Raw genomic sequence first — 22034 nt, 5'->3', positions numbered from 1 at the left:
CCTTCCTGTTGAGGAACCCTTCGCGTGTCCACGCCTCTTTCGCGGCCCTCGTACGCCGCGGTACTCCGTGTCCCCCATGCCCGCCGCACGTTCGCGGCCGCCCTGGTCGGGCGGCTGTCGTACGGCACGGTCTCCCTCGCCCTGATGCTCTCCCTGACCCGGTCCACCGGGTCGTACGCCGTGGCCGGGCTGGTCATGGCGCTCTTCGGCGCCACGGGCGTCTTCCTCTCCCCCTACCGTGCCTCCCTCGTCGACCGGCACGGTCCGCGCCGGGCCCTGCTGCCCATGGCCCTGCTCTACGCCGTGCTGCTCTGCGTGCTGGCGGCGGCCTGCCGGCGTCCGGGCGCCTCCGAGGCCGTCCTCGCGGTGACCGCCGCGTCGGCGGGCGCGTGCACGCCCCCGCTCGGTCCCACGATGCGCGCGGTGTGGGCTCAACTGCTGCCCGACCGGGCCCTGTTGCAGCGTGCCTACAGCCTGGACGGCGTCGCCGAGGAACTGCTCTTCGTCTGCGGCCCGCTCCTGGTCGGCGGCATCGTCGCCGTCGCCCCGCCGGTGGTGGGCGTCGTGCTCAGCGCGGTGCTGGTGGCGGTCGGCACCCTCGCCTTCGTCACCTCACCGGCGACCGACGCGTCGGCCCCGGGGGCAGGGCGGGAGAAGAGCGACGGCCCCGCGTCCGGGGACGGCGGCCCCGGACAGGGCCGGGCCCTGATGCAGCCCGTCGTCGTCGCGGCGGCCGTCGGCGTCTCGGTGAGCGCCGTCGACCTCCTCGTCGTGGCCTTCGCGGGGGAGCGCGGCCTCGGGGACGGCGCGGTCGCCTGGGTGCTGGCGGCGCTGTCGGTGGGCAGCGCGGTCGGCGGGCTCGTCAACGGCGCCGTCGCCTGGAGTTCGCCCACCCGGGCCCGGCTCCCGTTCTTCGCGGCCGGTGTCGGCCTCTGCCTCGCCGCCGCGGGCCTCGCGCCCGGACTCGGCACGCTGGTCCTGGGCGTCATGTGCGCCGGGCTGTTCGTGGCCCCGGCGCTCACCACGGCGTACCTGATCGCCGACGAGAGCGCGGCGCCCGGGTTCCGGGTCCGGGCGGGCGCCTGGTGCAACACCGCCGTGAACGCCGGGATGTCCGCGGGTGCCGCCGCGGTGGGCCTGCTGGTGGAACGGCTGCCGCTGCCGGTGTGCTTCGCCGTGTCCGGCGCGGTCGCCGCGGCGGCGGCACTGGTGCCGGGGCACCGCCGCGGTTCCGCCCGGCGGGCGGGGCCGATCAGTCGTCGTCGGAGCCGTCCGAGTCGTCGGAGCCGTTCGGGTCGTCCGAGTCGTGCGAGCGGTCGGCCGTGACCTTGCCGGTCTCCGGGGCGACCCGCCAGTCCTGCTCGCCCTTGCCCGAGGCGTGCGTCTCGACCTCCCAGGCGGGCTTGCCGTCGCCGCGGTAGCCGTCCTCGTCCAGCTCGACGGAGGTGACGGTGCCGTGTCCCGCCGCCGCCTTCGCCGCCTCGGCGGCGTCGACGGAGGCACCCTTGAGGGCCGTGCGCACCTCGGCGGTGCCGTCCTCGTCGTCGTCCCGCTCCGAGCCCAGCACCTTGCCGGTGGCCGGGTCCACCCGGACGCTGTGCCAGGTGCCGTCGCCGGAGAGGACGTCGACCTCCCAGGCCGCGCGCTCCTTGCGGTCGTTGCCGTCGTCGTCCTCGTCGTCCAGTTCGGCGGAGACGGCGGTGCCCGGGGTTTCCGCCAGGGCGGCGGCGACGGCGTCGGCCGCCGTCACCTTCGAGGCGGCGGCGCCGGAGTCGTCGCGCCGGTCGTCGTCACGGTCGTCGGCCTCGTCCCGTACGCCGCCGTCGTCCGACACGCTCACGTCCGCGCGGGGCGCCGTGCCCCGGTCGTCGTCCGCCGTCGTCGCCAGGGCCGTCGCCGTACCGCCCCCGACCAGTGCGGCGGCGGTGACGGCGGCGATCACGATGTTGCGCTTCATGCGGTTCTCCTCCGAGTCGTCCAGAGTCCAGCGGTTTCCGGTGACTTCACTGTCGCGGACCGACGCTGAGGCCAGGCTGAAGCCGCCTGAAGGGATCTTCAGCTCCGCTTTGCCACTCTTGACCCATGCGCCTGTTGATCGTGGAGGACGAGAAGCGCCTCGCCGTGTCGCTCGCCAAGGGCCTCACCGCCGAGGGATACGCCGTGGACGTCGTCCACGACGGCCTGGAGGGACTGCACCGGGCGGGCGAGGGCGTGTACGACCTCGTCATCCTCGACATCATGCTGCCCGGCCTCAACGGCTACCGGGTCTGCGCCGCCCTGCGCGCCGCCGGGCACGACGTGCCGATCCTGATGCTCACCGCCAAGGACGGCGAGTACGACGAGGCCGAGGGCCTGGACACCGGCGCGGACGACTACCTCACCAAGCCCTTCTCCTACGTCGTCCTGGTCGCCCGGGTGAAGGCCCTGCTGCGGCGCCGGGGACAGGGCGCCGGTGCCTCTCCCGTGCACGTCCACGGCGACCTCAGGGTCGACACCGCCGCCCGCCGGGTCTTCCTCGGCGAGGACGAGGCCACCCTCACCGCCAAGGAGTTCGCCGTCCTGGAGCAGCTCGTGATGCGGGCCGGGGAGGTGGTGTCCAAGGCGGAGATCCTGGAGCACGTCTGGGACTTTGCCTACGACGGCGACCCGAACATCGTCGAGGTGTACGTCAGCGCGCTGCGGCGCAAGCTGCGCGCCGGGCTCATCCGGACCGTGCGCGGCGCCGGCTACCGGCTGGAGACCGGGCGGTGAGCCGCCTCTTCGGCTCGGTGCGGGCCCGCGCCACGCTCGCCGCGACCCTCGTGGTCGCCGTCGCCCTCGTCGCGGCCGGCACCGCCGTCCTGCTGTCCCTGCGCTCCAACCTGCTCGGCGAGGCGGGCACCCAGGCGGAGCGCTCGGCGCGGGACGTGGCGACCGCGCTGGCCGTCGGAACGCGGTACGGCGAACTGAACCTGGACGTCGACGACCGCCCGGTGCAGGTCGTCGACGAGTCGGGCGCACTGGTCGCCGCCAGCGAGGACCTGGAGCGGATCACCGGCACCGGCGTCGACGCGGTGAAGCCGCAGCCGTCCGCCACGGCCGGCGACACCGGCGACGAGGGCTCCGACGACGAGGACGACTCCGGCGACGCGCTAGACGCCGGCGAGATCGGTGAGCGGACCACCGTCAGCGACGGCACGGCGACGATCGACGGCGACACGGAGGACTACCGCTTCGCCGCCGTGCCCGTGGAGACCCGGCGCGGAGACCGGCTCACCGTCTACGCCGGCGCCCCGCTCTCCGCCGAACACGGCGCCGTGAACACCGCGCTGACCGTGATGCTGATCGGCTTCCCGCTGCTGCTCGCGGTCGTGGCGTGGGTGACCTGGCTGGTCACCCGGCGCGCGCTGCGCCCGGTGGAGGGCATCCGGCGCGAGATGGCCGCGATCACCGCCAGCGAGGACCTGGCACGCCGCGTCCCGGTGCCGGACACCCACGACGAGGTGGCCAGGCTCGCCTCGACCACCAACGAGACGCTGGCCGCGCTGGAGTCCTCGGTGGAGCGGCAGCGCGGCTTCGTCGCGGACGCCTCGCACGAGCTGCGCAGCCCCATCGCGTCGCTGCGCACCCAGCTGGAGGTCGCCGCCGCCCATCCGGAACTGCTGGACCTGGACGGCGCCGTGGCGGACACCGTACGGCTCCAGCGGCTCGCCGCCGACCTGCTGCTGCTGGCCAGGCTGGACGCGGGGGAGCGGCCCGCCGACGCCCGGGTCGACCTCGCGGCGCTCGCGCGGGAGGCGGCCGAGGGCCGGGCCGGGGTGAGCGTGCGGGGCGAGGGCGCGGTGCGGGTGGCCGGATCACGGGGGCAGCTGGGGCGGGTACTGGCCAATCTGCTCGACAACGCCCAGCGGCACGCCCGTTCGGCGGTGGAGGTGTCCGTGCGGCGGGACGGGGACGCGGTGGTGGTCGCCGTGGCCGACGACGGCGAGGGCGTGCCGGCGGCCGACCGGGAGCGGATCTTCGAGCGCTTCGTACGGCTCGACAGCGCCCGCAGCCGTGACGACGGCGGCGCCGGTCTCGGGCTGGCCATCGCCCGCGACGTCGCCGTCCGGCACGGCGGCACGCTCACGGTGCACGACGCACCGGCAGGCGGCGCCCTGTTCGAGCTCCGCCTGCCGGGTGCCCGGGCCTGAACGGCTCAGGGGGTCGTGAACAGGGCCGTGATCAGGGCCGTCCCCGCTGCCCGCGCAGGTGTTCCGCGATGGGCTTGAGCGCCTTGTCCAGCTCCGTCAGGTCCTCCGGGGCCAGCAGGTCGATGAAGTGCCTGCGGACGGAGGCCACGTGGTGCGGCGCGACCTTCCGCATCGTCTCCAGGCCGTGCTCGGTGAGGACGGCGAAGAGCCCGCGCCGGTCGGACTCGCAGTTCTCCCGCCGGACCAGGTTCGCGTTCTCCATGCGGGTGATCTGGTGGGAGAGGCGGCTCTTGGACTGCATGGTGGCGGTGGCGAGGTCGCTCATCCGCATTCTGTCGCCCTCCGACTCGGAGAGGTTCACCAGGATCTCGTAGTCGTTCATTGTCAGGCCGAACGGCTGCAGGTCCTTCTCGAGCTGGTGCGTCAACAGCCTGTTGACCTCCAGGTGGGTGCGCCAAGCACACTGCTCCGTATCGGTCAGCCAGCGAGTGGCCGTCTCGGTCTCCATGAATGAAGTCTACCTAAAAGGTTGAAAGGCGAACTAGTGAGGGGTTGTCCGTGACGGTGACGGTGCGCACGCGTTCGATGTCACACTCCGCAGATTACCGCTCACAGCCCGAAGCGGCGCTGGAGGTCCCCCAGCTGTCCGGGAAGCCCCGATGCCCCCGAGCGGCCTCCCGGCGCTCCGGAGGCGCCGCCGCCGGGCACCCCCGCCTGCTGCGGAGGGGCTCCCACGGCCTGCTCCGCCATCAGCGCCTCGCTCGACTGGAGCAGCACCGTGCCGGCCCCCACGAACTCGAACTGGTGCTCCTCCCCGGAGGCCCCGCCGAGCCCCGTCATCGCACGTAGACCGCCCAGTAGGCCGGTCATGTACCCGTGGTCGTAGTGGTGGCACGGGGACGGGCAGTCGGCCCAGCCGACCAGGGCCTGCGGGTCGACCCGGACCGGCGGTTCCACGAACACCACCGGACCGTTCGACGCGGCCACGAACTTTCCGGTTCCGATCAGCGTCAGGAAGCCCGGCACGATCGACTGCTTCAGCGCGAGGCTTGGCTGAAAAGCGAGCAGGTTGCCCGAGCGAATGGTCAGGTTGCCGTCGTCCAGATCGTATGAATTCACGTCGAAGGCCCGGTCGGCGAGGAGCATCTTGCCCGAGCCCTCCGCCACGACCCAGTCGCTCGCGTGCAGAGGCGAATGGAACGACGTGCGCACCAGACGGTCCAGCCGGCCGTGCCCGATCCCGTTGAAATCGATCGTCCCGTAGTAGGCGATCATCTTCCCCTTCTGGAGGAACCACTGGCTCCCCTTCAGCTCCACGCAGAAGGTGTACGCGTTGACGTTGTCGTCCGCCGGCAGCGTCGCCGGGTCGTGGTGGACCGTGCTCACAGCTTCTCCTCCGACGCCTGGACGAACACCGTGCCGCTGCCGCTCAGCTCCAGCTGGAACGCCTCGCCGGAGCCGCGCCCCACCATGTCCCGCCAGCCCAGGGCCGTGGACAGCTTGTTGCGCACGTCGCCGTAGTGGGCGACGTACGCCTGCGGGTCGACGCGCACCGGGCGCTGCGGGGTGATGGGCACCTCGAAGACCCCGCCGTGGGCCATCACCGCCACCGACCCGTGGCCCTTGAGGGACGTGGTGAACAGCCCCTGCCCGCTCACCTGGCCCCGCACCATGCCCATGACGCCGCCCTGCGAACCGAGGAACACCGTGCTCTGCTCCAGGGTGCCCTCGAAGGCGAGGAGGCGGTCCGCCTCGACGTACAGGGTGTCGCCCGCCAGGTTGATCACCTGGACGTGGTGGCCGCCGTGCCCGAAGAACACGGTGCCGCTGCCCTCGACGGTCATCAGCGGCGTGTCCTCGTTGGCCACCCGGCGCCCGATCATCGACATGACCCCGCCCTGGCCGCCGCGGAGATTCGGGGTGAAGGACACCTCGCCGCGGTAGGCGAGCATGGCACCGCGCTGACTGAACAGCCGCTGCCCGGGTGCGACGGTCGCCTGGACCATCTTGGAGTTGATCTCCTGGAAGGCCATCTCAGACATCCCCCGCGATCGTGTTCCGCTCGCTCGGCTGCACGTACACCAGGCCGTCGCCCTCGAAGCGGATCTGGAAGGCCTCGCCGCCGCCCTCCCCGAGCAGCGTGCGGAAGGTCACACCCGACTGGAAGGACTGCCGCAGGTTCCCCTGGTGCGCCACGTACGCCCCCGGGTCGACGGTCAGCGGGTACTGCGCGCTGACCCGCAGCACCACCGCGGGACCGTCGGACATGATCGCCGCCTGCCCGTGCCCCTCGATCGTCGTGGTGAACAGCCCGTTGCCCTGGGAGGCGCCGCGGGTGCCCGTGAAACTGGTGCCGGTCCGCAGCCCGGCGTCGGCCGCCAGGAAGTTGCTCGACTCGACGTACAGCGTGTCGCCCTGGAGTCCCACCAGCGTGATCTCCGAGGCCCGGTCCGCGAACCAGCAGGTCCCCTGCCCCCTCACCTCCATCACCGTCATCTGCTCGCCGGTGATCCGCCGGGTCACCATCCCCCGGAGGCCCTCACCGCCGCCGCTCAGCTTCTTGAAGGCCATCTCCCCGTCGTACGCGACCATCGAGCCGTTCTTCGCCTTGACGGCGTCTCCGGTCATGTCGACGGCGAGGACCCTGCTGCCTTGAAGTCGGAACATCGCCACGCTGTGAACGTAGCCCCGCCACGGGTGGACAGAACAGGGCCCACGGGTGGAGACCGACCCTGAGTCCATCCCTTGGGGCAGTGTTTGCCACAATGGGCGAACGATTGTGCTTCCGTTCACAAGGCGGAGCGCACACCGCCCGCGCCGTCAGCGACTCTCTCCTCCCGAAGGTGACCCGTGGACCTCAAGACCGCCACCGCCCTCCGCCGCCTCCGTCTGGTCTCGGCCCCCGAGGCGATCTCGTTCCTCCTCCTGCTCGTCTGCTCCGTCCTGAAGCGGACCACCGACTTCAACGCGGTGCCGGCGATGGGCATGATCCACGGCGTCCTCTTCGTGCTGTACGTGATCTTCTGGGCGGACGCCTGGAACCGCGCCAAGTGGCCGCTGAAGACCGCCGCGCTGTACTTCGTCCTCTCGGTCCTGCCGACCGGCGGCTTCTTCGCGGACCGCAAGCTCAAGCGCGAGGCCGAGACCGCGGTCATCGCCTCCCGCGCCCGCCAGGAAGGGATCGTCAACGCATGATCGTCGCCTTCTCCGTGACGCCGCTCGGCGTCGGCGAGGACGTGGGGGAGTACGTCGCCGACGCCGTCCGGGTGGTCCGCGAGTCCGGGCTGCCGAACCGCACCGACGCCATGTTCACGTCCGTCGAGGGCGAGTGGGACGAGGTCATGGACGTCGTCCGGCGGGCCGTCGCCGCCGTCGAGGCGCGGGCGCCGCGGGTCTCCCTGGTCCTCAAGGCCGACATCCGCCCCGGCGTGACGGACGGCCTGACGTCGAAGGTCGAGACGGTCGAGCGCCACCTCGCCGGATGAGCGACCCGGGAGCGCTCGGGAGCGCTCGGCGAGCGCCCCGGCGCGGGCGGTGGTGCCGAGCGGTATCGAAAGGCGAGACGGGGCTGACCGGCATATGACCGGCCGGTAAGGTCTCTTGCCGTGCCGAAGCCCCTCAGTCTCTCCTTCGATCCCATCGCCCGAGCCGACGAACTCTGGGCACAGCGCTGGGGCGGTGTGCCCTCCATGGCCGCGATCACCTCGATCATGCGGGCCCAGCAGATCCTGCTGGGCGAGGTCGACGCCGTGGTCAAGCCGTACGGGCTGACGTTCGCGCGGTACGAGGCGCTGGTGCTGCTCACCTTCTCCAAGTCGGGCGAACTGCCGATGTCCAAGATCGGCGAGCGCCTCATGGTGCACCCCACCTCCGTGACGAACACCGTCGACCGGCTGGTGCGCTCCGGCCTGGTGGCCAAGCGCCCCAACCCCAACGACGGCCGCGGCACGCTGGCCACCATCACCGACAAGGGCCGCGAGGTCGTCGAGGCGGCCACCCGCGACCTGATGGCGATGGACTTCGGCCTGGGCGCGTACGACGCCGAGGAGTGCGGGGAGATCTTCGCGATGCTCCGCCCGCTGCGGGTCGCCGCGGGCGATTTCAAGGAGGACTGAGCGAGGGGACCGGGCGACCGGGCAGGCCCGGCGAGTCGCCCGACCCGGTCGAAGATCGCGCGAAACGGGCGGTTACGCTCGGAGCCATGAAAAAGAGCGTGCTGACCCGCTACCGGGTCATGGCGTACGTCACCGGAGTGCTGCTGATCGCGCTGTGCCTCGGCATGATCGCGAAGTACGTCCTGGATCTGGGCGGCGCCGCCGACTTCACCCAGGTCGTCAGCATCGCCCACGGCTGGCTGTACGTGATCTACCTGGTCTTCGCCTTCGACCTGGGGTCCAAGGCGAAGTGGCCGGTGAAGAAGCAGCTGTGGGTGCTGCTCGCCGGAACCGTGCCGACCGCGGCCTTCTTCGTGGAGCGGCGGATCAGCCGGGAGCTGGACGCCAAGGTCGCCGCCACCGAGGCGCCCGCGTCCGTCAAGGCGTAACCGGCCCCACACGGGCCGTCCCACCGCCGTGCGGACACCCGTACGGCGGTAGCCCATCGACATTTACTTGGACGTCCTAGTAAATTCGGGGGTATGGACGCTCACGCCATAGAAGAGGGCCGCCTTCGCTGGCAGGCCCGGTACGACGCGGCGCGCAAGCGCGACGCGGACTTCACGACGCTCTCCGGCGACCCCGTGGAGCCGGTGTACGGGCCCCGGCCGGGGGACGAGTACGAGGGCTTCGAGCGGATCGGCTGGCCGGGCGAGTACCCCTTCACCCGCGGCCTGTATCCGACCGGGTACCGGGGGCGTACGTGGACCATCCGGCAGTTCGCCGGGTTCGGCAACGCCGAGCAGACCAACGAGCGCTACAAGATGATCCTCCGCAACGGCGGCGGCGGGCTCTCGGTCGCCTTCGACATGCCGACGCTGATGGGCCGCGACTCCGACGACCCGCGCTCGCTGGGCGAGGTCGGGCACTGCGGGGTGGCCATTGACTCGGCCGCCGACATGGAGGTCCTGTTCAAGGACATCCCGCTCGGTGACGTGACGACCTCCATGACGATCAGCGGGCCCGCCGTGCCCGTGTTCTGCATGTACCTGGTCGCCGCCGAACGCCAGGGCGTGGACGCGTCCGTGCTGAACGGCACGCTCCAGACCGACATCTTCAAGGAGTACATCGCCCAGAAGGAGTGGCTCTTCCAGCCCGAGCCGCACCTGCGCCTGATCGGCGACCTGATGGAGTACTGCGCGGCCGGCATCCCGGCCTACAAGCCGCTCTCCGTCTCCGGGTACCACATCCGCGAGGCCGGGGCGACGGCCGCGCAGGAGCTGGCGTACACCCTGGCGGACGGCTTCGGGTACGTGGAGCTGGGGCTGTCGCGCGGGCTGGACGTCGACGTCTTCGCCCCCGGCCTCTCCTTCTTCTTCGACGCGCACCTCGACTTCTTCGAGGAGATCGCCAAGTTCCGCGCGGCGCGCAGGATCTGGGCCCGCTGGATGCGCGACGTGTACGGGGCGCAGACCGACAAGGCGCAGTGGCTGCGGTTCCACACCCAGACCGCCGGTGTCTCGCTGACCGCGCAGCAGCCGTACAACAACGTGGTACGGACCGCCGTGGAGGCGCTGGCCGCCGTGCTCGGCGGGACCAACTCCCTGCACACCAACGCGCTCGACGAGACCCTCGCCCTGCCCAGCGAGCAGGCCGCCGAGATCGCCCTGCGCACCCAGCAGGTGCTGATGGAGGAGACCGGCGTCGCCAACGTCGCCGACCCGCTGGGCGGTTCCTGGTTCATCGAGCAGCTGACCGACCGGATCGAGGCCGACGCGGAGAAGATCTTCGAGCAGATCAAAGAGCGGGGGCTGCGCGCCCATCCCGACGGGCAGCACCCCGTCGGCCCGATCACCTCCGGGCTGCTGCGCGGCATCGAGGACGGCTGGTTCACCGGCGAGATCGCCGAGTCGGCCTTCCGCTACCAGCAGGCGCTGGAGAAGGACGACAAGAAGGTGGTCGGCGTCAACGTCCACACCGGCTCCGTCACCGGCGACCTGGAGATCCTGCGGGTCAGCCACGAGGTCGAGCGGGAGCAGGTGCGGGTGCTGGGCGAGCGCAGGGCCGCCCGTGACGACGCGGCCGTGCGGGGGGCGCTGGACGCGATGCTGGCCGCGGCGCGTTCCGGCGGGAACATGATCGAGCCGATGCTGGACGCGGTGCGGGCGGAGGCGACGCTGGGGGAGATCTGTGGGGTGCTGCGGGAGGAGTGGGGGGTGTACACGGAGCCGGCGGGGTTCTAGGCGCCGCGTGCTTCGGTGGCCGTTCCAGGGGGCTCCGCCCCCTGGACCCCCGGGCCTATGCCCACCCACCACCCGACTCGGTCGGTCTAGAGGTCACCCGCCACCCGTCACCCGTCACCCGTCGTCCGACTCCGGCGGCCGGGAGGTGAGCCCCCGCAGCAAGACCTGGGTGAAGCCGCGTACCCAGTCCGCGTTGGCGGTCTGTGCGCTGACCAGGGTGCGGTGCACCACCGCTCCCGCGACCATGTCGAAGATCAGGTCCACGGTGCGGGCCGCCTCCGCGGCGTCCGGCTCCGGCGGCAGCTCGCCCCGGGCCTGGGCCCGCGCCCTGCCCTCCAGCACCAGGCGCTTCTGCCGCTCGACGATCGAGGTGCGGATGCGCTCGCGCAGCGCGTCGTCCCGGGTGGACTCCGCGACCACCGCCATCAGGCCGCTCCTGGCCTCCGGACGGGCCAGGATCGCCGCGAACTGGAGCACCACGCCCTCGATGTCGGCGGCGAGGGAGCCGCGGTCGGGCAGTTCCAGCTCGTCGAAGAGCTCCGCCACCGCGTCCACGACCAGCTCGTTCTTGCCCGCCCAGCGGCGGTAGAGCGTCGTCTTGGCAACCCCGGCCCGCGTGGCGACGTCTCCCAGGGTGAGCTTCGACCAGCCGAGGTCGACCAGCGCGGCCCGCGTCGCGGCCAGGATCGCGGTGTCCGCCGCGGCACTGCGCGGGCGCCCGGCACGGCCGGCGGGGGTGCTGCTCTGCATCCCCCGACCTTAACCGGCGGGTAACACGCGGTCGGTCGTGAGGCAGATCACCGCGGCGGGGTGTTCCCGCGGGCCGTCCCGGTATTACGCTACGAGTCGTAGCGAAAGCGCGGGTCCGCCCGCGCCCCAGCGACGACCACGGGCGTGGGGTGGGGACCCGGCGCCGAGCAGGACACACGCGAACAGCACACATCCGGGCGGGCTTTCGACCCGGTTTTCACACGCGCGCGCCGTACGGGGGAGGATAGGCCCATGCAGCCACGGAACATGTCCATGAGCGGGGTCGTCGACCTCGCCGCGGTGAAGCAGGCCCAGGAAGCCAAGGCGAAGGCGGAGCAGGCGCGCGCCCAGGCGGCCCGTCAGGGCGGTACGGGAGCCGTCTCCCCGGCCGACCTCGTCATCGACGTCGACGAGGCCGGTTTCGAGAGCGAGGTTCTCCAGCGGTCCACCGAGGTCCCGGTCGTCATCGACTTCTGGGCCGAGTGGTGCGAGCCCTGCAAGCAGTTGAGCCCGGTCCTGGAGCGGCTCGCCGTCGAGTACAACGGGCGCTTCCTCCTCGCCAAGATCGACGTCGACGCCAACCAGATGCTGATGCAGCAGTTCGGCGTCCAGGGCATCCCCGCCGTGTTCGCGGTCGTCGCCGGACAGGCGCTGCCGCTCTTCCAGGGTGCCGCCGGTGAGGCGCAGATCCGCCAGACCCTGGACCAGCTGGTGCAGGTCGGCGAGGAGCGCTTCGGTCTGACCGGTCTGGTCGTCGACCCCGAGGCGGAGCCGGGCGCTGCGCCGTCCGCCGCCCCCGAGCGCCCGGCCGGGCCGCACGACGCGGCTCTCGACGCCGCCGTGCAGGCGATGGACGCGGGTGACCTGGGCGGCGCGGTCCAGGCGTACAAGAACGTGCTGGCCGAGGAGCCGGGCAACACCGAGGCGAAACTGGGCCTGGCCCAGGCCGAGTTGCTCCAGCGGGTGCAGAACGCCGATCCGCAGCGGGTCCGTCAGGAAGCGGCCGACAAGCCGGGCGACGCCCAGGCGCAGATCGCCGCCGCCGACCTGGATCTGGTGGGCGGTCACGTGGAGGACGCCTTCGGGCGCCTGATCGACACGGTGCGCGTCACGGCCGGGGACGACCGGGACGCCGTACGGCTGCGGCTGCTGGAGTTGTTCGAGGTGGTCGGTGCCGACGACCCGCGGGTGACCGCGGCGCGCCGGGCACTCGCCCGCGCCCTGTTCTAGTCCGCGTCGGGGTCTGCGTTCTAAACGCCATCGACGTGTGGCGGGTGTGAAGGACCTGTCGAAGAGGCGTCACTGCGGCCGCGCTTTACCAAAACTTGGTAATCGCGGCCGCTGTTACTGGCAGTAAGTCAGCGGCGTCGATCTGTCGGACTCTGTCCATCGATCAATAGTTTTGTTCTGCCCTCATGACACACCCAGCGTCGCCGTTCGAGACCGGTGTGTCGTCCCGCCGTTACCCGGCCGCTACTAGCCAGTAACGAACCCCCTTGTGTCGACGGCGAGAATGCACCACGATCGGCGACGCTCGGTCCATTCCCGTACCCCGACAGCCGGTCGGGTGGCGGGGGTTCCTGGGTCCCCACCGAGCAGGGTCGGCGGCAGTGGTGCCGGCCCTTGGGCAGGGGGGTCTTCGCTCATCCGGCGAAGCCTGTCCAGCAGGGTTGTGCGTGATGCGTGTCAGGCGCGACCAGTGGTTGTCGCTCGGGGGTGATCGCCGGTTATTCGGGCGCGTTGTACGTGCCGCCGAGTGCGGGCGCTCTCCTTCCCGAGGACGTAGCACTTCTCCCATCCCTGCCAGACCGCGCCGCCGAACCGGCGGCCGGCCGAGGCCAGGAGATGTACGTCCGAGAAGGAGGAAATATGGAGTCCCAGGTGCGTGGCGGGACCAGATGGAAGCGGTTCGCTGTGGTCATGGTGCCCAGCGTGGCCGCCACGGCTGCGATAGGCGTCGCGCTCGCGCAGGGCGCTCTCGCCGCGTCGTTCAGCGTTTCCGGCCAGTCGTTCAAGGTGACGGCGGACCAGCTCGACGGCACGGGCTTCTCCCAGTACGGGGCGATCGATTCGGGCTACACGCTGAAGGGCGAGAAGACGGCTCACCCCGTCGCGGTCTCGGCGTTCAAGTCCGCGCAGATCAAGAACATGTGCCAGTCCGTGGTCACCCCGGACATCCCGCTGATCGGTTCGGTCAGCCTCATGCTGAAGGCCGGCGGTGGCAACACCCCGGTCAAGGCGGAGAACCTGTACATCGACGTCGAGGACCTCTCGGCCGATGCCACGTTCCGCGGCATCGACATCGGTGTGGCAGCCAAGGACGCCAACAAGGGTCCCGGCATCAAGAAGGGCGACACGGCGAACCCGTACGGGTTCGCGCAGCAGGCCGACTCGGCCACGCTGAAGAACGTGAAGCAGACGGCGTGGGCGACCACCGCCGGAACCTTCAAGCTCAGCGGTCTGAAGATGTCGCTGTCCAAGGGTGTCAAGGAGTGCTACTAAGCACTCGTTGACGGGCGGGGGAGCCGGTGGCGCCCCCGCCCGTCCACTCTCCGGCCGTGCCTTCACGTGCGGCCCACATCTCCACCACAGCAAAGCCGTACCAGGGAGCTGTTTTCCATGAGCGCCGAGACTCCTGCAGCAGCCGGCCAGTTCACCCGCCGTAGGCTGCAGTTCCGTGCCTGGCGAGGCGGGCGGCCGTTCTGGGCCGGCCTGTTCATCGCGCTCGGCGGACTCCCCATCGCCTACTTCCCGTACGCGAACCTCCAGATCGGTCACCTGACCCTCGCGATGGCGACCACCGCGGGCTCCGGCTCCCTGATCATCGGTGTGCTGCTGGTCGTCCTGGGCGTCAGCCTGTGGTTCCAGAAGCACATCCGGGTCTTCGCCGGTGTGGCGGCGATCCTGCTGGCGCTGGTGTCCATCCCCGTGTCCAACCTCGGCGGTTTCCTCATCGGCTTCCTGCTCGCGCTGGTCGGCGGGGCGATGGCCGTGTCGTGGGTGCCGGGCGAACCGCCGCAGACCGAGCCGCCGCTGGAGGGCAAGGGCACGGACGGCGCCCCCGAGGGCGCGGTCCCCGGAGCTGCGGCCGACGACACCGCGTTCCCCGGCTTCCCGGGGCCCGGGACCCAGGCGTCCGGCCCAGCGGTGCCGGGGCCGCGGGGCGGGATGGACGACGGGGAGCCCTCCCAGGGCTTCATGGCACCGGGGGCGCACGATCTGTCAGGAACGAGCCCGGCCAACGGGGCGAACGGGAGGCACAGTGCCGGCTGACGAGGTGACCCGCGGGACTGACGTGGAGTCGTCCCGTGTGAGAACCGGGCCGCGCCACGCGGCACCCAAGAAGCCGTTGTTCACCAGGTTCCACATGCCGGCCGGCAAGGCGATAGCCATCGCGGCGATGCCCACGGCCGTCCTCATGGGGATGGGGTTCACGCCGACGCTCGCCCTCGCCGACGGCAACGACGCGGCGCCGCCCTCCAACAGCCTGACGGCCGACGAGTACAAGGACTGCGTGGCGGCCCTGGAGGACGCCGAGAAGGACCCGTCCGCCTCGCCCACCCCCTCGCCCTCGGCGACCGACGGGGCCGACGACGGCAAGGACGACGCGAAGGAGCCCGACCCCTCGGCCTCCACCGGGGACACCGGCGAGGACGCGGGCACGGACGCCGGCTCGGACCAGGACGACCCCTCTTCGCCGGATTCAGGTTCCGACGACAAGGGCGCCGAGGACGAGCAGGACGCCCCCGCCCCGAGCCCCTCCGCGTCGCAGAGCCAGGAGGCGTCCGGTTCGAGCGCGGCGGAGCCGTCCCCCTCCGAGTCGGAGGACAAGGGCGGGCTGCTGGACGGCCTCGGCGACACCCTCGAGGGCATCTTCACCGGCGGCAAGAAGGCCGAGGAGAGCCCGAGCCCCACGCCGACCCCGTCGGCCTCCGAGGGCGCGTCCGACGCGTCCGACGCGCTGAAGGACACGACCGACACGGTCACCGGCACCGCGAAGGACACCGTCGAGGGCGCGACCGGCACGGCGTCGAAGGCGGCCGAGGACACCGCGGACACGGTGGACAAGGCGGCCGAGGCGGCCAGGAAGGCGGCCGAGAAGGCCAAGGAGGACGCGGAGAAGGCCAAGGAGGACGCGACCGCCACGCCCAGCTCCAGCGCCTCCGAGAGCGCCGACGAGGCCGGCAAGGACGCCGAGGACTGCCCGGCCGCCACCGACGCGGAGGGCGGCGTCGACAACAAGCTGCCGCTGCCCGACGACCCGTGGTACCTCAACGCCAGCTCGCTGCTGCTGAAGGGCGCCTCCTACAAGGGCGTCGTCGAGGTGCGGACGGCCAACGGCACCACCAAGAAGGTGCTGAAGTACGTCATCTCCAACGGCACCGACATCGGCGACCTGCACCAGACGGTGAAGGACGAGCAGGCCGGCAAGACCTACCACGTGCAGGCGGCCAAGGGCTCCACGTCCACGATCCGCGACGGCGAGACGGTGATGTACACCGAGAGCATCTCGGGCAACCTGCTCGGGCTGATCCCGATCACCTTCGACCCGGAGAACCCGCCGCCGCTGGACATCCCGCTGATCTACTTCACCAAGGTCACGGTCGTCCAGGCCGGGCAGTTCGGCGGCACGCTGCACGTGCCGGGGCTGCACCAGTACACGACCGACTGAGCACATCCGCACCACGCCCGAGGGCGCCCCCTGCGGCAGGGGGCGCCCTCGGTGCGTACGACGGAGGCGGGGGCGGTCAGCCGCGCCGCGTCTCGCCCAGGTGCAGGACCCGGACCATGTTGGTGGTGCCGGGCACGCCGGGGGGCGAACCTGCGGTGATCACGACGACGTCGCCGTCGTTGAACCGGCCCAGGCGGGCCGTCTCCTGGTCCACCAGGTCGACCATCTCGTCGGTGCTGTTCACGAACGGCACCACGTGCGGCTCCACGCCCCAGCTGAGCGCCAGCTGGTTGCGGGTGGACTCGTCGGTGGTGAAGGCGAGGATCGGCTGGCAGGCGCGGTAGCGCGAGAGCCGGCGGGCGGTGTCGCCGGACTGGGTGAAGGCCACCAGGCCCTTGCCGCCGAGGAAGTCGGCGATCTCGGCGGCGGCCCGGGCCACCGAACCGCCCTGCGTGCGCGGCTTCTTGCCCGGCACCAGCGGCTGGAGGCCCTTGGAGAGCAGCTCCTGCTCGGCAGCGGTGACGATCTTCGACATCGTCTTGACGGTCTCGATCGGGTACGCGCCCACGCTCGACTCGGCGGACAGCATGACCGCGTCGGCGCCGTCCAGGATCGCGTTGGCCACGTCGGAGGCCTCGGCGCGGGTCGGACGGGAGTTGGTGATCATCGACTCCATCATCTGGGTCGCCACGATCACCGGCTTGGCGTTGCGCCGGCACAGCTCGATCAGGCGCTTCTGCACCATGGGGACCTTCTCGAGCGGGTACTCGACGGCCAGGTCGCCACGGGCGACCATCACGCCGTCGAACGCCATCACGACGTCCTCCATGTTCTCGACCGCCTGGGGCTTCTCCACCTTGGCGATCACGGGGACGCGGCGGCCCTCCTCGTCCATGACGCGGTGCACGTCGGCGACGTCCTTGGCGTCCCGGACGAAGGAGAGGGCGACCATGTCGCAGCCCATGCGCAGCGCGAAGCGGAGGTCCTCGACGTCCTTCTCGCTCAGCGCGGGGACGTTGACCGCCGTGCCGGGCAGGTTGATGCCCTTGTGGTCGGAGATGACGCCGCCCTCGATGACCATCGTCTTCACCCGGGGGCCCTCGACCTCGGTGACCTTCAGCTCGACGTTGCCGTCGTTGATGAGCACCTGGTCGCCCTTGGTGACGTCACCGGGCAGGCCCTTGTACGTCGTGCCGCAGATCGTCCGGTCGCCGGGGACGTCGTCGGTGGTGATGGTGAACTCGTCACCGCGCACCAGCTCGACGGGGCCCTCCGCGAAGGTCTCCAGGCGGATCTTGGGGCCCTGGAGGTCGGCGAGGACACCGATGGCCCGGCCCGTCTCCTTGGCGGCGGCCCGCACCCGGTCGTAACGACCCTGGTGCTCGGCGTGGGTGCCGTGGCTGAAGTTGAAGCGGGCCACGTTCATGCCGGCTTCGATCAGCGTGACGAGCTGCTCGTGGGAGTCGACCGCGGGGCCGAGAGTACAGACGATTTTCGAACGGCGCATGGGTGCCATCCTATCGGTTTGTTTCGGCGCGGAATATTCCGTCTGGCGGAAAATACAAAAGGGCGGGATGCCGCTCAGGTGAGAGGGGGATTCCCCGATTCATTTACCAGTGCATAGGTCTGTGTCGCGATCTCCATTTCCTCGTCCGTCGGTACCACCGCCACCGCCACCCGCGCCCCCGCGGGCGAGATCAGCCGGGCCTCGTCGCCGCGTACGGCGTTCAGCTCGCCGTCGACCGCCAGGCCGAGCCCCTCCAGGCCCGCCACGGCCGCCTCCCGCACCGGCGCCGAGTTCTCCCCGACCCCGGCCGTGAACGCCACGGCGTCCACGCGTCCGAGAACGGCGTAATAGGCGCCGATGTACTTCTTCAGCCGGTGAATGTAGACGTCGAAGGCCAGCTGCGCCCGCTCGTCACCGGCGTCGACACGGCGGCGGATCTCCCGCATGTCGTTGTCGCCGCACAGCCCGATCAGACCGCTCCTCTTGTTGAGGAGAGTGTCGATCTCGTCGGCGGACATTCCCCCAACACGCATCAAATGGAAGATGACGGCCGGGTCCATGTCTCCCGAGCGCGTACCCATCACGAGCCCCTCCAAAGGCGTCAGTCCCATGGAGGTGTCCACGCACCGCCCGCCCCGCACGGCCGAGGCGGACGCCCCGTTGCCCAGGTGCAGCACGATGACGTTCACGTCCTCGGGCGCCCTGCCCAGCAGCCGCGCGGTCTCCCGGGAGACGTACGCGTGCGAGGTGCCGTGGAAGCCGTAGCGCCGGACGCGGTGCGCGTCGGCGGTCTCGACGTCGATCGCGTAGCGGGCCGCGGACTCCGGCATCGTCGTGTGGAAGGCCGTGTCGAAGACGGCGACCTGCGGCAGGTCGGGGCGCAGCGCCTGCGCGGTGCGGATGCCGGTGAGGTTGGCCGGGTTGTGCAGCGGGGCGACCGGCACCAGCCGCTCGATCTCGGCGAGCACGGCGTCGTCCACGACGGTCGGCTCGGTGAACTTCAGTCCGCCGTGCACCACCCGGTGCCCGATCGCGGCCAGCTCCGGCGAGTCCAGGCCGAGGCCGTCCTTGGCCAGCTCGGCCGCCACGGCCTTCAGCGCCGCCTCGTGGTCCGGGACGGCCCCGCTCCACTCCCGGCCGCCGCTACCGGCCGGCGTGTGCTTCAGCCGCGAGGTCTCCTCGCCGATCCGCTCGACGAGGCCCACGGCCAGGCGCTCACCGCCGCGCATGTCGATCAGCTGGTACTTCACCGACGACGAGCCGGAGTTGAGAACGAGGACACGGGTGCCGGTCACTGGTCGGACGCCTTCTCACTGGGGGACTGCTGGGCCTGGATCGCCGTGATGGCGACGGTGTTGACGATGTCCTGCACGAGCGCGCCCCGGGACAGGTCGTTGACCGGCTTGCGCAGGCCCTGGAGGACCGGGCCGACCGCGATGGCGCCGGCCGAGCGCTGCACCGCCTTGTAGGTGTTGTTGCCGGTGTTCAGGTCGGGGAAGATCAGCACGCTGGCCTGCCCGGCGACCGCCGAGCCGGGCAGCTTGGTGGCGGCCACCGACGGTTCGACCGCCGCGTCGTACTGGATCGGCCCCTCGATGCTGAGGTCCGGGCGGCGCGAGCGGACCAGCTCGGTCGCCTCGCGCACCTTGTCGACGTCCGCGCCGGAGCCGGACGTGCCGGTCGAGTACGACAGCATCGCGATCCGCGGCTCCACCCCGAACTGCGCCGCCGTCGACGCGGACTGGGCGGCGATGTCGGCGAGCTGCTCCGCGTCCGGGTCCGGATTGACCGCGCAGTCGCCGTAGACCAGCACCTTGTCGGCCAGGCACATGAAGAAGACCGAGGAGACGATCGCGGCGTCCGGCTTGGTCTTGATGATCTCGAAGGCCGGGCGGATGGTCGCCGCCGTCGAGTGCACCGACCCCGACACCATGCCGTCGGCGAAGCCCTCCTGCACCATCAGCGTGCCGAAGTAGTTCACGTCGGAGACCACGTCGTGGGCCAGCTCCACGGTCACGCCCTTGTGGGCGCGCAGGGCGGCGTACTTCTCGGCGAAGGAGTCGCGCAGCTCGCTGGCGGCCGGGTCGATCAGCTCGGCGCCGCCGAGGTCGATGCCGAGGTCGGCGGCCTTCTTGCGGATCTGCTCGACCGGGCCGAGCAGGGTCAGCTCGCACACGCCCCGGCGCAGCAGCACCTCCGCCGCGTGCAGCACCCGCTCCTCGGTGCCCTCGGGCAGGACGACCCGGCGCAGGTCGGAGCGGGCCTGTTCGAGCAGCTTGTGCTCGAACATCATCGGCGTGACGCGGTCGCTGCTGGGGGCGGAGACCCGCTGGTTCAGCTCGGCCGTGTCCACGTACCGCTCGAACAGGCCGAGGGCCGTCTCCGCCTTGCGCGGGGAGGCCGCGCTCAGCTTGCCCTCCAGGGAGAACAGCCGCTCGGCGGTCGGGAAGCTGTTGCCGGTCACCGAGAGCACCGGGGTGCCGGGGGCCAGCCGGTCGGCGAGGGTGAGGATGCCCTGGCCGGGCACCTCGTCCAGGGTCAGCAGGACCCCGGCTATCGGCGGGGTGCCGGCGCTGTGCGCGGCCAGCGTGCCGATCACCAGGTCGGCGCGGTCGCCGGGGGTGATGACCAGGCAGCCCGGGGTCAGGGCGCCGAGCAGGTTGGGCAGCATGGCCCCGCCGAAGACGAAGTCCAGCGCGTCGCGGGCGAGCCCGGAGTCGTCCCCGAGCACCACCCGGGCGTCCAGGGCGTGCGCGATCTGGGAGACCGTCGGCGCGGACAGGGCGGGCTCGTCCGGCACCACCCAGCACGGCACCGGCAGCCGGTGCGCGAGCCGCTCGGCGATCTCGTCCCGGTCCTCGCGCGCCACCCGGTTGGTCACCATGGCCAGCACGTCGCAGCCGAGGCCGTCGTAGGCGCGGAAGGCGTTGTGGGTCTCCGCGAGCACGGACTCGGCGCTCTGCTTGCGGCCGCCGACGACGGGGAGGACCGAGGCGCCGAACTCGTTGGCGAGCCGCGCGTTCAGCGACAGCTCGTCCGGGAACTGGGTGTCGGCGTAGTCGGTGCCCAGGACGAGCACGACGTCGTAGTCCCGCGCCACCAGGTGGAAGCGGTCGACCAGCGCGGACACCAGCTCGTCCACGCCCTGTTCGGCCTGGAGGAGGGAGGCCTCCTGGTAGTCCATGCCGTAGACCGTGGCCGGGTCCTGCGCGAGCCGGTAGCGGGCGCGCAGCAGCTCGAAGAGCCGGTCCGGCCCGTCGTGCACCAGGGGACGGAAGACGCCGACCCGGTCGACCTGCCGGGTCAGGAGTTCCATCACCCCCAGCTCGACGACCTGGCGGCCGTCGCCGCGGTCGATACCGGTCACGTACACGCTGCGCGTCACGCGTGCTCTCCGTTTCGTCGGGGTGAGCGTTTTTCGTCGGGCTGAGGAGGTGGGCGGAACCCTCTTGACAGTACCTCTGGCGAGGGTTAAGGCGCCCGTCAGCGTCCACCGCCGTCCGGGCCGTGAAACAATTGAATCGGCTCACCGGTGTCAACAGCGAGCAGGAGACACAGCACGATGCGTATCGGAGTTCTCACCGCAGGCGGCGACTGCCCCGGCCTGAACGCAGTGATCCGGTCGGTCGTGCACCGAGCGGTCGACAACTACGGCGACGAGGTCATCGGCTTCGAGGACGGCTACGCCGGACTGCTGGACGGCCGGTACCGCACGCTCGACCTCAACGCGGTCAGCGGCATCCTGGCCCGCGGCGGCACCATCCTCGGCTCCTCCCGCCTGGAGCGCGACCGGCTCCGCGAGGCCTGCGAGAACGCCTCGGACATGATCCAGAACTTCGGCATCGACGCCCTGATCCCGATCGGTGGCGAGGGCACGCTCACGGCCGCCCGGATGCTGTCCGACGCGGGCCTCCCGGTGGTCGGCGTGCCGAAGACCATCGACAACGACATCTCCTCCACCGACCGCACCTTCGGCTTCGACACGGCGGTCGGCGTCGCGACCGAGGCGATGGACCGCCTCAAGACCACCGCCGAGTCCCACCAGCGCGTGATGGTCGTCGAGGTCATGGGCCGGCACGCCGGCTGGATCGCCCTGGAGTCCGGCATGGCGGCCGGCGCCCACGGCATCTGCCTGCCCGAGCGGCCCTTCGACCCCGCCGACCTGGTCAAGATGGTCGAGGAGCGGTTCGCCCGCGGCAAGAAGTTCGCCGTGGTCTGCGTCGCCGAGGGCGCCCACCCCGCCGAGGGCTCCATGGACTACGGCAAGGGCGCCATCGACAAGTTCGGCCACGAGCGCTTCCAGGGCATCGGCACCGCGCTCGCCTTCGAACTGGAGCGCAGGCTCGGCAAGGAGGCCAAGCCGGTCATCCTCGGCCACGTCCAGCGCGGCGGCGTGCCCACCGCGTACGACAGGGTGCTCGCCACCAGGTTCGGCTGGCACGCGGTGGAGGCCGCGCACCGGGGTGACTTCGGCCGGATGACGGCGCTGCGCGGTACCGACGTCGTCATGGTGCCGCTGGCGGAGGCGGTCACCGAGCTGAAGACGGTCCCGAAGGACCGGATGGACGAGGCGGAGTCGGTCTTCTAGACCCCGGC

Annotated in this window: 22 protein-coding genes; 13 read left to right on the top strand and 9 right to left on the bottom strand. The window is 71.3% G+C overall.

Translation table 11 applies throughout. From position 1 onward, the window contains the following. Nucleotides 1-24: 24 nt before the first annotated feature. Nucleotides 25-1326, top strand: coding sequence for an MFS transporter (locus ACIRGB_RS00195; RefSeq protein WP_403856835.1), 1302 nt, complete (start codon nucleotides 25-27; stop codon nucleotides 1324-1326). Here ACIRGB_RS00195 and ACIRGB_RS00190 read toward each other — a convergent pair. After that, complete coding sequence (locus ACIRGB_RS00190; protein ID WP_403856832.1) at nucleotides 1253-1957, bottom strand: PepSY domain-containing protein; 705 nt, start codon at nucleotides 1955-1957, stop codon at nucleotides 1253-1255. The two genes, ACIRGB_RS00195 and ACIRGB_RS00190, sit on opposite strands and share 74 nt — an antisense overlap. Nucleotides 1958-2082: 125 nt before the next feature. On the opposite strand from ACIRGB_RS00190, the gene ACIRGB_RS00185 reads away from it, so the two are divergent. Together ACIRGB_RS00185 and ACIRGB_RS00180 are read left to right on the top strand one after the other, a co-directional pair. Next, nucleotides 2083-2751, top strand: coding sequence for a response regulator transcription factor (locus ACIRGB_RS00185; protein WP_403856829.1), 669 nt, complete (start codon nucleotides 2083-2085; stop codon nucleotides 2749-2751). Beyond that, complete coding sequence (locus ACIRGB_RS00180) at nucleotides 2748-4172, top strand: ATP-binding protein (protein WP_403856826.1); 1425 nt, start codon at nucleotides 2748-2750, stop codon at nucleotides 4170-4172. Before ACIRGB_RS00185 ends, ACIRGB_RS00180 begins: the two co-directional genes overlap by 4 nt. Nucleotides 4173-4203: 31 nt before the next feature. Here the strand turns inward: ACIRGB_RS00180 and ACIRGB_RS00175 are convergent, their stop codons facing one another. The 4 genes from ACIRGB_RS00175 to ACIRGB_RS00160 all read right to left on the bottom strand — a co-directional run bounded on the left by ACIRGB_RS00175 (nucleotide 4204) and on the right by ACIRGB_RS00160 (nucleotide 6839). Then, nucleotides 4204-4680, bottom strand: coding sequence for a MarR family winged helix-turn-helix transcriptional regulator (locus tag ACIRGB_RS00175; RefSeq protein ID WP_003973592.1), 477 nt, complete (start codon nucleotides 4678-4680; stop codon nucleotides 4204-4206). Between the two features lie 101 nt (nucleotides 4681-4781). Continuing rightward, the gene (locus tag ACIRGB_RS00170) at nucleotides 4782-5558 is read right to left on the bottom strand and encodes an AIM24 family protein (RefSeq protein WP_403856822.1); all 777 of its coding nucleotides are present in this window, start codon (nucleotides 5556-5558) and stop codon (nucleotides 4782-4784) included. Beyond that, nucleotides 5555-6205: an AIM24 family protein gene (locus tag ACIRGB_RS00165; protein WP_403858157.1), complete on the bottom strand. Its 651-nt coding sequence runs from the start codon at nucleotides 6203-6205 to the stop codon at nucleotides 5555-5557. Before ACIRGB_RS00165 ends, ACIRGB_RS00170 begins: the two co-directional genes overlap by 4 nt. 1 nt (nucleotide 6206) lies before the next feature. Continuing rightward, entirely contained in the window at nucleotides 6207-6839 is a 633-nt protein-coding gene (locus ACIRGB_RS00160; protein ID WP_403858155.1) for an AIM24 family protein, read from the bottom strand. Between the two features lie 183 nt (nucleotides 6840-7022). On the opposite strand from ACIRGB_RS00160, the gene ACIRGB_RS00155 reads away from it, so the two are divergent. The 5 genes from ACIRGB_RS00155 to ACIRGB_RS00135 all read left to right on the top strand — a co-directional run bounded on the left by ACIRGB_RS00155 (nucleotide 7023) and on the right by ACIRGB_RS00135 (nucleotide 10509). Beyond that, nucleotides 7023-7367, top strand: a complete 345-nt coding sequence (locus tag ACIRGB_RS00155) for a DUF3817 domain-containing protein (protein WP_087807182.1) — start codon at nucleotides 7023-7025, stop codon at nucleotides 7365-7367. After that, nucleotides 7364-7657, top strand: coding sequence for an MTH1187 family thiamine-binding protein (locus ACIRGB_RS00150; protein WP_030187368.1), 294 nt, complete (start codon nucleotides 7364-7366; stop codon nucleotides 7655-7657). Before ACIRGB_RS00155 ends, ACIRGB_RS00150 begins: the two co-directional genes overlap by 4 nt. Before the next feature lie 120 nt (nucleotides 7658-7777). Continuing rightward, the gene (locus tag ACIRGB_RS00145; RefSeq protein ID WP_059301498.1) at nucleotides 7778-8287 is read left to right on the top strand and encodes a MarR family winged helix-turn-helix transcriptional regulator; all 510 of its coding nucleotides are present in this window, start codon (nucleotides 7778-7780) and stop codon (nucleotides 8285-8287) included. An 86-nt stretch (nucleotides 8288-8373) separates the two neighbouring features. Further along, nucleotides 8374-8715, top strand: a complete 342-nt coding sequence (locus ACIRGB_RS00140) for a DUF3817 domain-containing protein (protein ID WP_403856817.1) — start codon at nucleotides 8374-8376, stop codon at nucleotides 8713-8715. Between the two features lie 93 nt (nucleotides 8716-8808). Next, nucleotides 8809-10509 carry a methylmalonyl-CoA mutase gene (locus tag ACIRGB_RS00135; RefSeq protein ID WP_403856814.1) on the top strand — a complete coding sequence of 567 codons (1701 nt, stop codon included), beginning with the start codon at nucleotides 8809-8811 and terminating at the stop codon, nucleotides 10507-10509. Between the two features lie 114 nt (nucleotides 10510-10623). Here the strand turns inward: ACIRGB_RS00135 and ACIRGB_RS00130 are convergent, their stop codons facing one another. Next, on the bottom strand, nucleotides 10624-11259 hold the full coding sequence (locus ACIRGB_RS00130) for a TetR/AcrR family transcriptional regulator (RefSeq protein WP_403856811.1): 636 nt from the start codon (nucleotides 11257-11259) through the stop codon (nucleotides 10624-10626). 252 nt (nucleotides 11260-11511) lie between these two features. On the opposite strand from ACIRGB_RS00130, the gene ACIRGB_RS00125 reads away from it, so the two are divergent. The 4 genes from ACIRGB_RS00125 (at nucleotide 11512) to ACIRGB_RS00110 (ending at nucleotide 15931) form a co-directional block, all read left to right on the top strand. Continuing rightward, nucleotides 11512-12489 carry a tetratricopeptide repeat protein gene (locus ACIRGB_RS00125; RefSeq protein ID WP_403856808.1) on the top strand — a complete coding sequence of 326 codons (978 nt, stop codon included), beginning with the start codon at nucleotides 11512-11514 and terminating at the stop codon, nucleotides 12487-12489. 639 nt (nucleotides 12490-13128) lie between these two features. Beyond that, entirely contained in the window at nucleotides 13129-13761 is a 633-nt protein-coding gene (locus ACIRGB_RS00120; RefSeq protein ID WP_403856805.1) for a DUF6230 family protein, read from the top strand. A 117-nt stretch (nucleotides 13762-13878) separates the two neighbouring features. Next, the gene (locus ACIRGB_RS00115) at nucleotides 13879-14532 is read left to right on the top strand and encodes a DUF6114 domain-containing protein (RefSeq protein WP_403856802.1); all 654 of its coding nucleotides are present in this window, start codon (nucleotides 13879-13881) and stop codon (nucleotides 14530-14532) included. After that, on the top strand, nucleotides 14522-15931 hold the full coding sequence (locus tag ACIRGB_RS00110) for a hypothetical protein (protein ID WP_403856799.1): 1410 nt from the start codon (nucleotides 14522-14524) through the stop codon (nucleotides 15929-15931). Before ACIRGB_RS00115 ends, ACIRGB_RS00110 begins: the two co-directional genes overlap by 11 nt. A 76-nt stretch (nucleotides 15932-16007) precedes the next feature. Here the strand turns inward: ACIRGB_RS00110 and pyk are convergent, their stop codons facing one another. The 3 genes from pyk to pta form a co-directional block, all read right to left on the bottom strand. Further along, nucleotides 16008-17438 carry a pyruvate kinase gene (gene pyk / locus ACIRGB_RS00105; RefSeq protein ID WP_403856796.1) on the bottom strand — a complete coding sequence of 477 codons (1431 nt, stop codon included), beginning with the start codon at nucleotides 17436-17438 and terminating at the stop codon, nucleotides 16008-16010. Between the two features lie 74 nt (nucleotides 17439-17512). Continuing rightward, nucleotides 17513-18733: an acetate kinase gene (locus tag ACIRGB_RS00100; protein ID WP_403856793.1), complete on the bottom strand. Its 1221-nt coding sequence runs from the start codon at nucleotides 18731-18733 to the stop codon at nucleotides 17513-17515. Next, entirely contained in the window at nucleotides 18730-20823 is a 2094-nt protein-coding gene (pta, locus tag ACIRGB_RS00095) for a phosphate acetyltransferase (RefSeq protein WP_403856790.1), read from the bottom strand. Before pta ends, ACIRGB_RS00100 begins: the two co-directional genes overlap by 4 nt. A 177-nt stretch (nucleotides 20824-21000) precedes the next feature. Between pta and ACIRGB_RS00090 the strand changes: the two genes are divergently transcribed. Then, nucleotides 21001-22026, top strand: coding sequence for an ATP-dependent 6-phosphofructokinase (locus ACIRGB_RS00090; protein WP_052840620.1), 1026 nt, complete (start codon nucleotides 21001-21003; stop codon nucleotides 22024-22026). Nucleotides 22027-22034: the final 8 nt, after the last annotated feature.

It is taken from the genome of Streptomyces sp. NPDC102490 (assembly GCF_044765285.1).
GTDB lineage: Bacteria > Actinomycetota > Actinomycetes > Streptomycetales > Streptomycetaceae > Streptomyces.
Note: the sequence above shows the minus strand (reverse complement) of the source record. Positions and strands in the feature narration are given on the sequence as shown.

Bases quoted from the DNA above. Each gene is read 5' to 3' on its own strand.
- ACIRGB_RS00120 (WP_403856805.1), top strand. From the start codon at position 13,129: ATGGAGTCCCAGGTGCGTGGCGGGACCAGATGGAAGCGGTTCGCTGTG.
- ACIRGB_RS00130 (WP_403856811.1), bottom strand. From the start codon at position 11,259: ATGCAGAGCAGCACCCCCGCCGGCCGTGCCGGGCGCCCGCGCAGTGCC.
- ACIRGB_RS00190 (WP_403856832.1), bottom strand. From the start codon at position 1,957: ATGAAGCGCAACATCGTGATCGCCGCCGTCACCGCCGCCGCACTGGTC.
- ACIRGB_RS00175 (WP_003973592.1), bottom strand. From the start codon at position 4,680: ATGGAGACCGAGACGGCCACTCGCTGGCTGACCGATACGGAGCAGTGT.
- ACIRGB_RS00160 (WP_403858155.1), bottom strand. From the start codon at position 6,839: ATGTTCCGACTTCAAGGCAGCAGGGTCCTCGCCGTCGACATGACCGGA.
- ACIRGB_RS00165 (WP_403858157.1), bottom strand. From the start codon at position 6,205: ATGGCCTTCCAGGAGATCAACTCCAAGATGGTCCAGGCGACCGTCGCA.
- ACIRGB_RS00090 (WP_052840620.1), top strand. From the start codon at position 21,001: ATGCGTATCGGAGTTCTCACCGCAGGCGGCGACTGCCCCGGCCTGAAC.
- ACIRGB_RS00125 (WP_403856808.1), top strand. From the start codon at position 11,512: ATGCAGCCACGGAACATGTCCATGAGCGGGGTCGTCGACCTCGCCGCG.
- ACIRGB_RS00140 (WP_403856817.1), top strand. From the start codon at position 8,374: ATGAAAAAGAGCGTGCTGACCCGCTACCGGGTCATGGCGTACGTCACC.
- ACIRGB_RS00150 (WP_030187368.1), top strand. From the start codon at position 7,364: ATGATCGTCGCCTTCTCCGTGACGCCGCTCGGCGTCGGCGAGGACGTG.
- ACIRGB_RS00185 (WP_403856829.1), top strand. From the start codon at position 2,083: ATGCGCCTGTTGATCGTGGAGGACGAGAAGCGCCTCGCCGTGTCGCTC.
- pyk (WP_403856796.1), bottom strand. From the start codon at position 17,438: ATGCGCCGTTCGAAAATCGTCTGTACTCTCGGCCCCGCGGTCGACTCC.
- ACIRGB_RS00115 (WP_403856802.1), top strand. From the start codon at position 13,879: ATGAGCGCCGAGACTCCTGCAGCAGCCGGCCAGTTCACCCGCCGTAGG.
- ACIRGB_RS00135 (WP_403856814.1), top strand. From the start codon at position 8,809: ATGGACGCTCACGCCATAGAAGAGGGCCGCCTTCGCTGGCAGGCCCGG.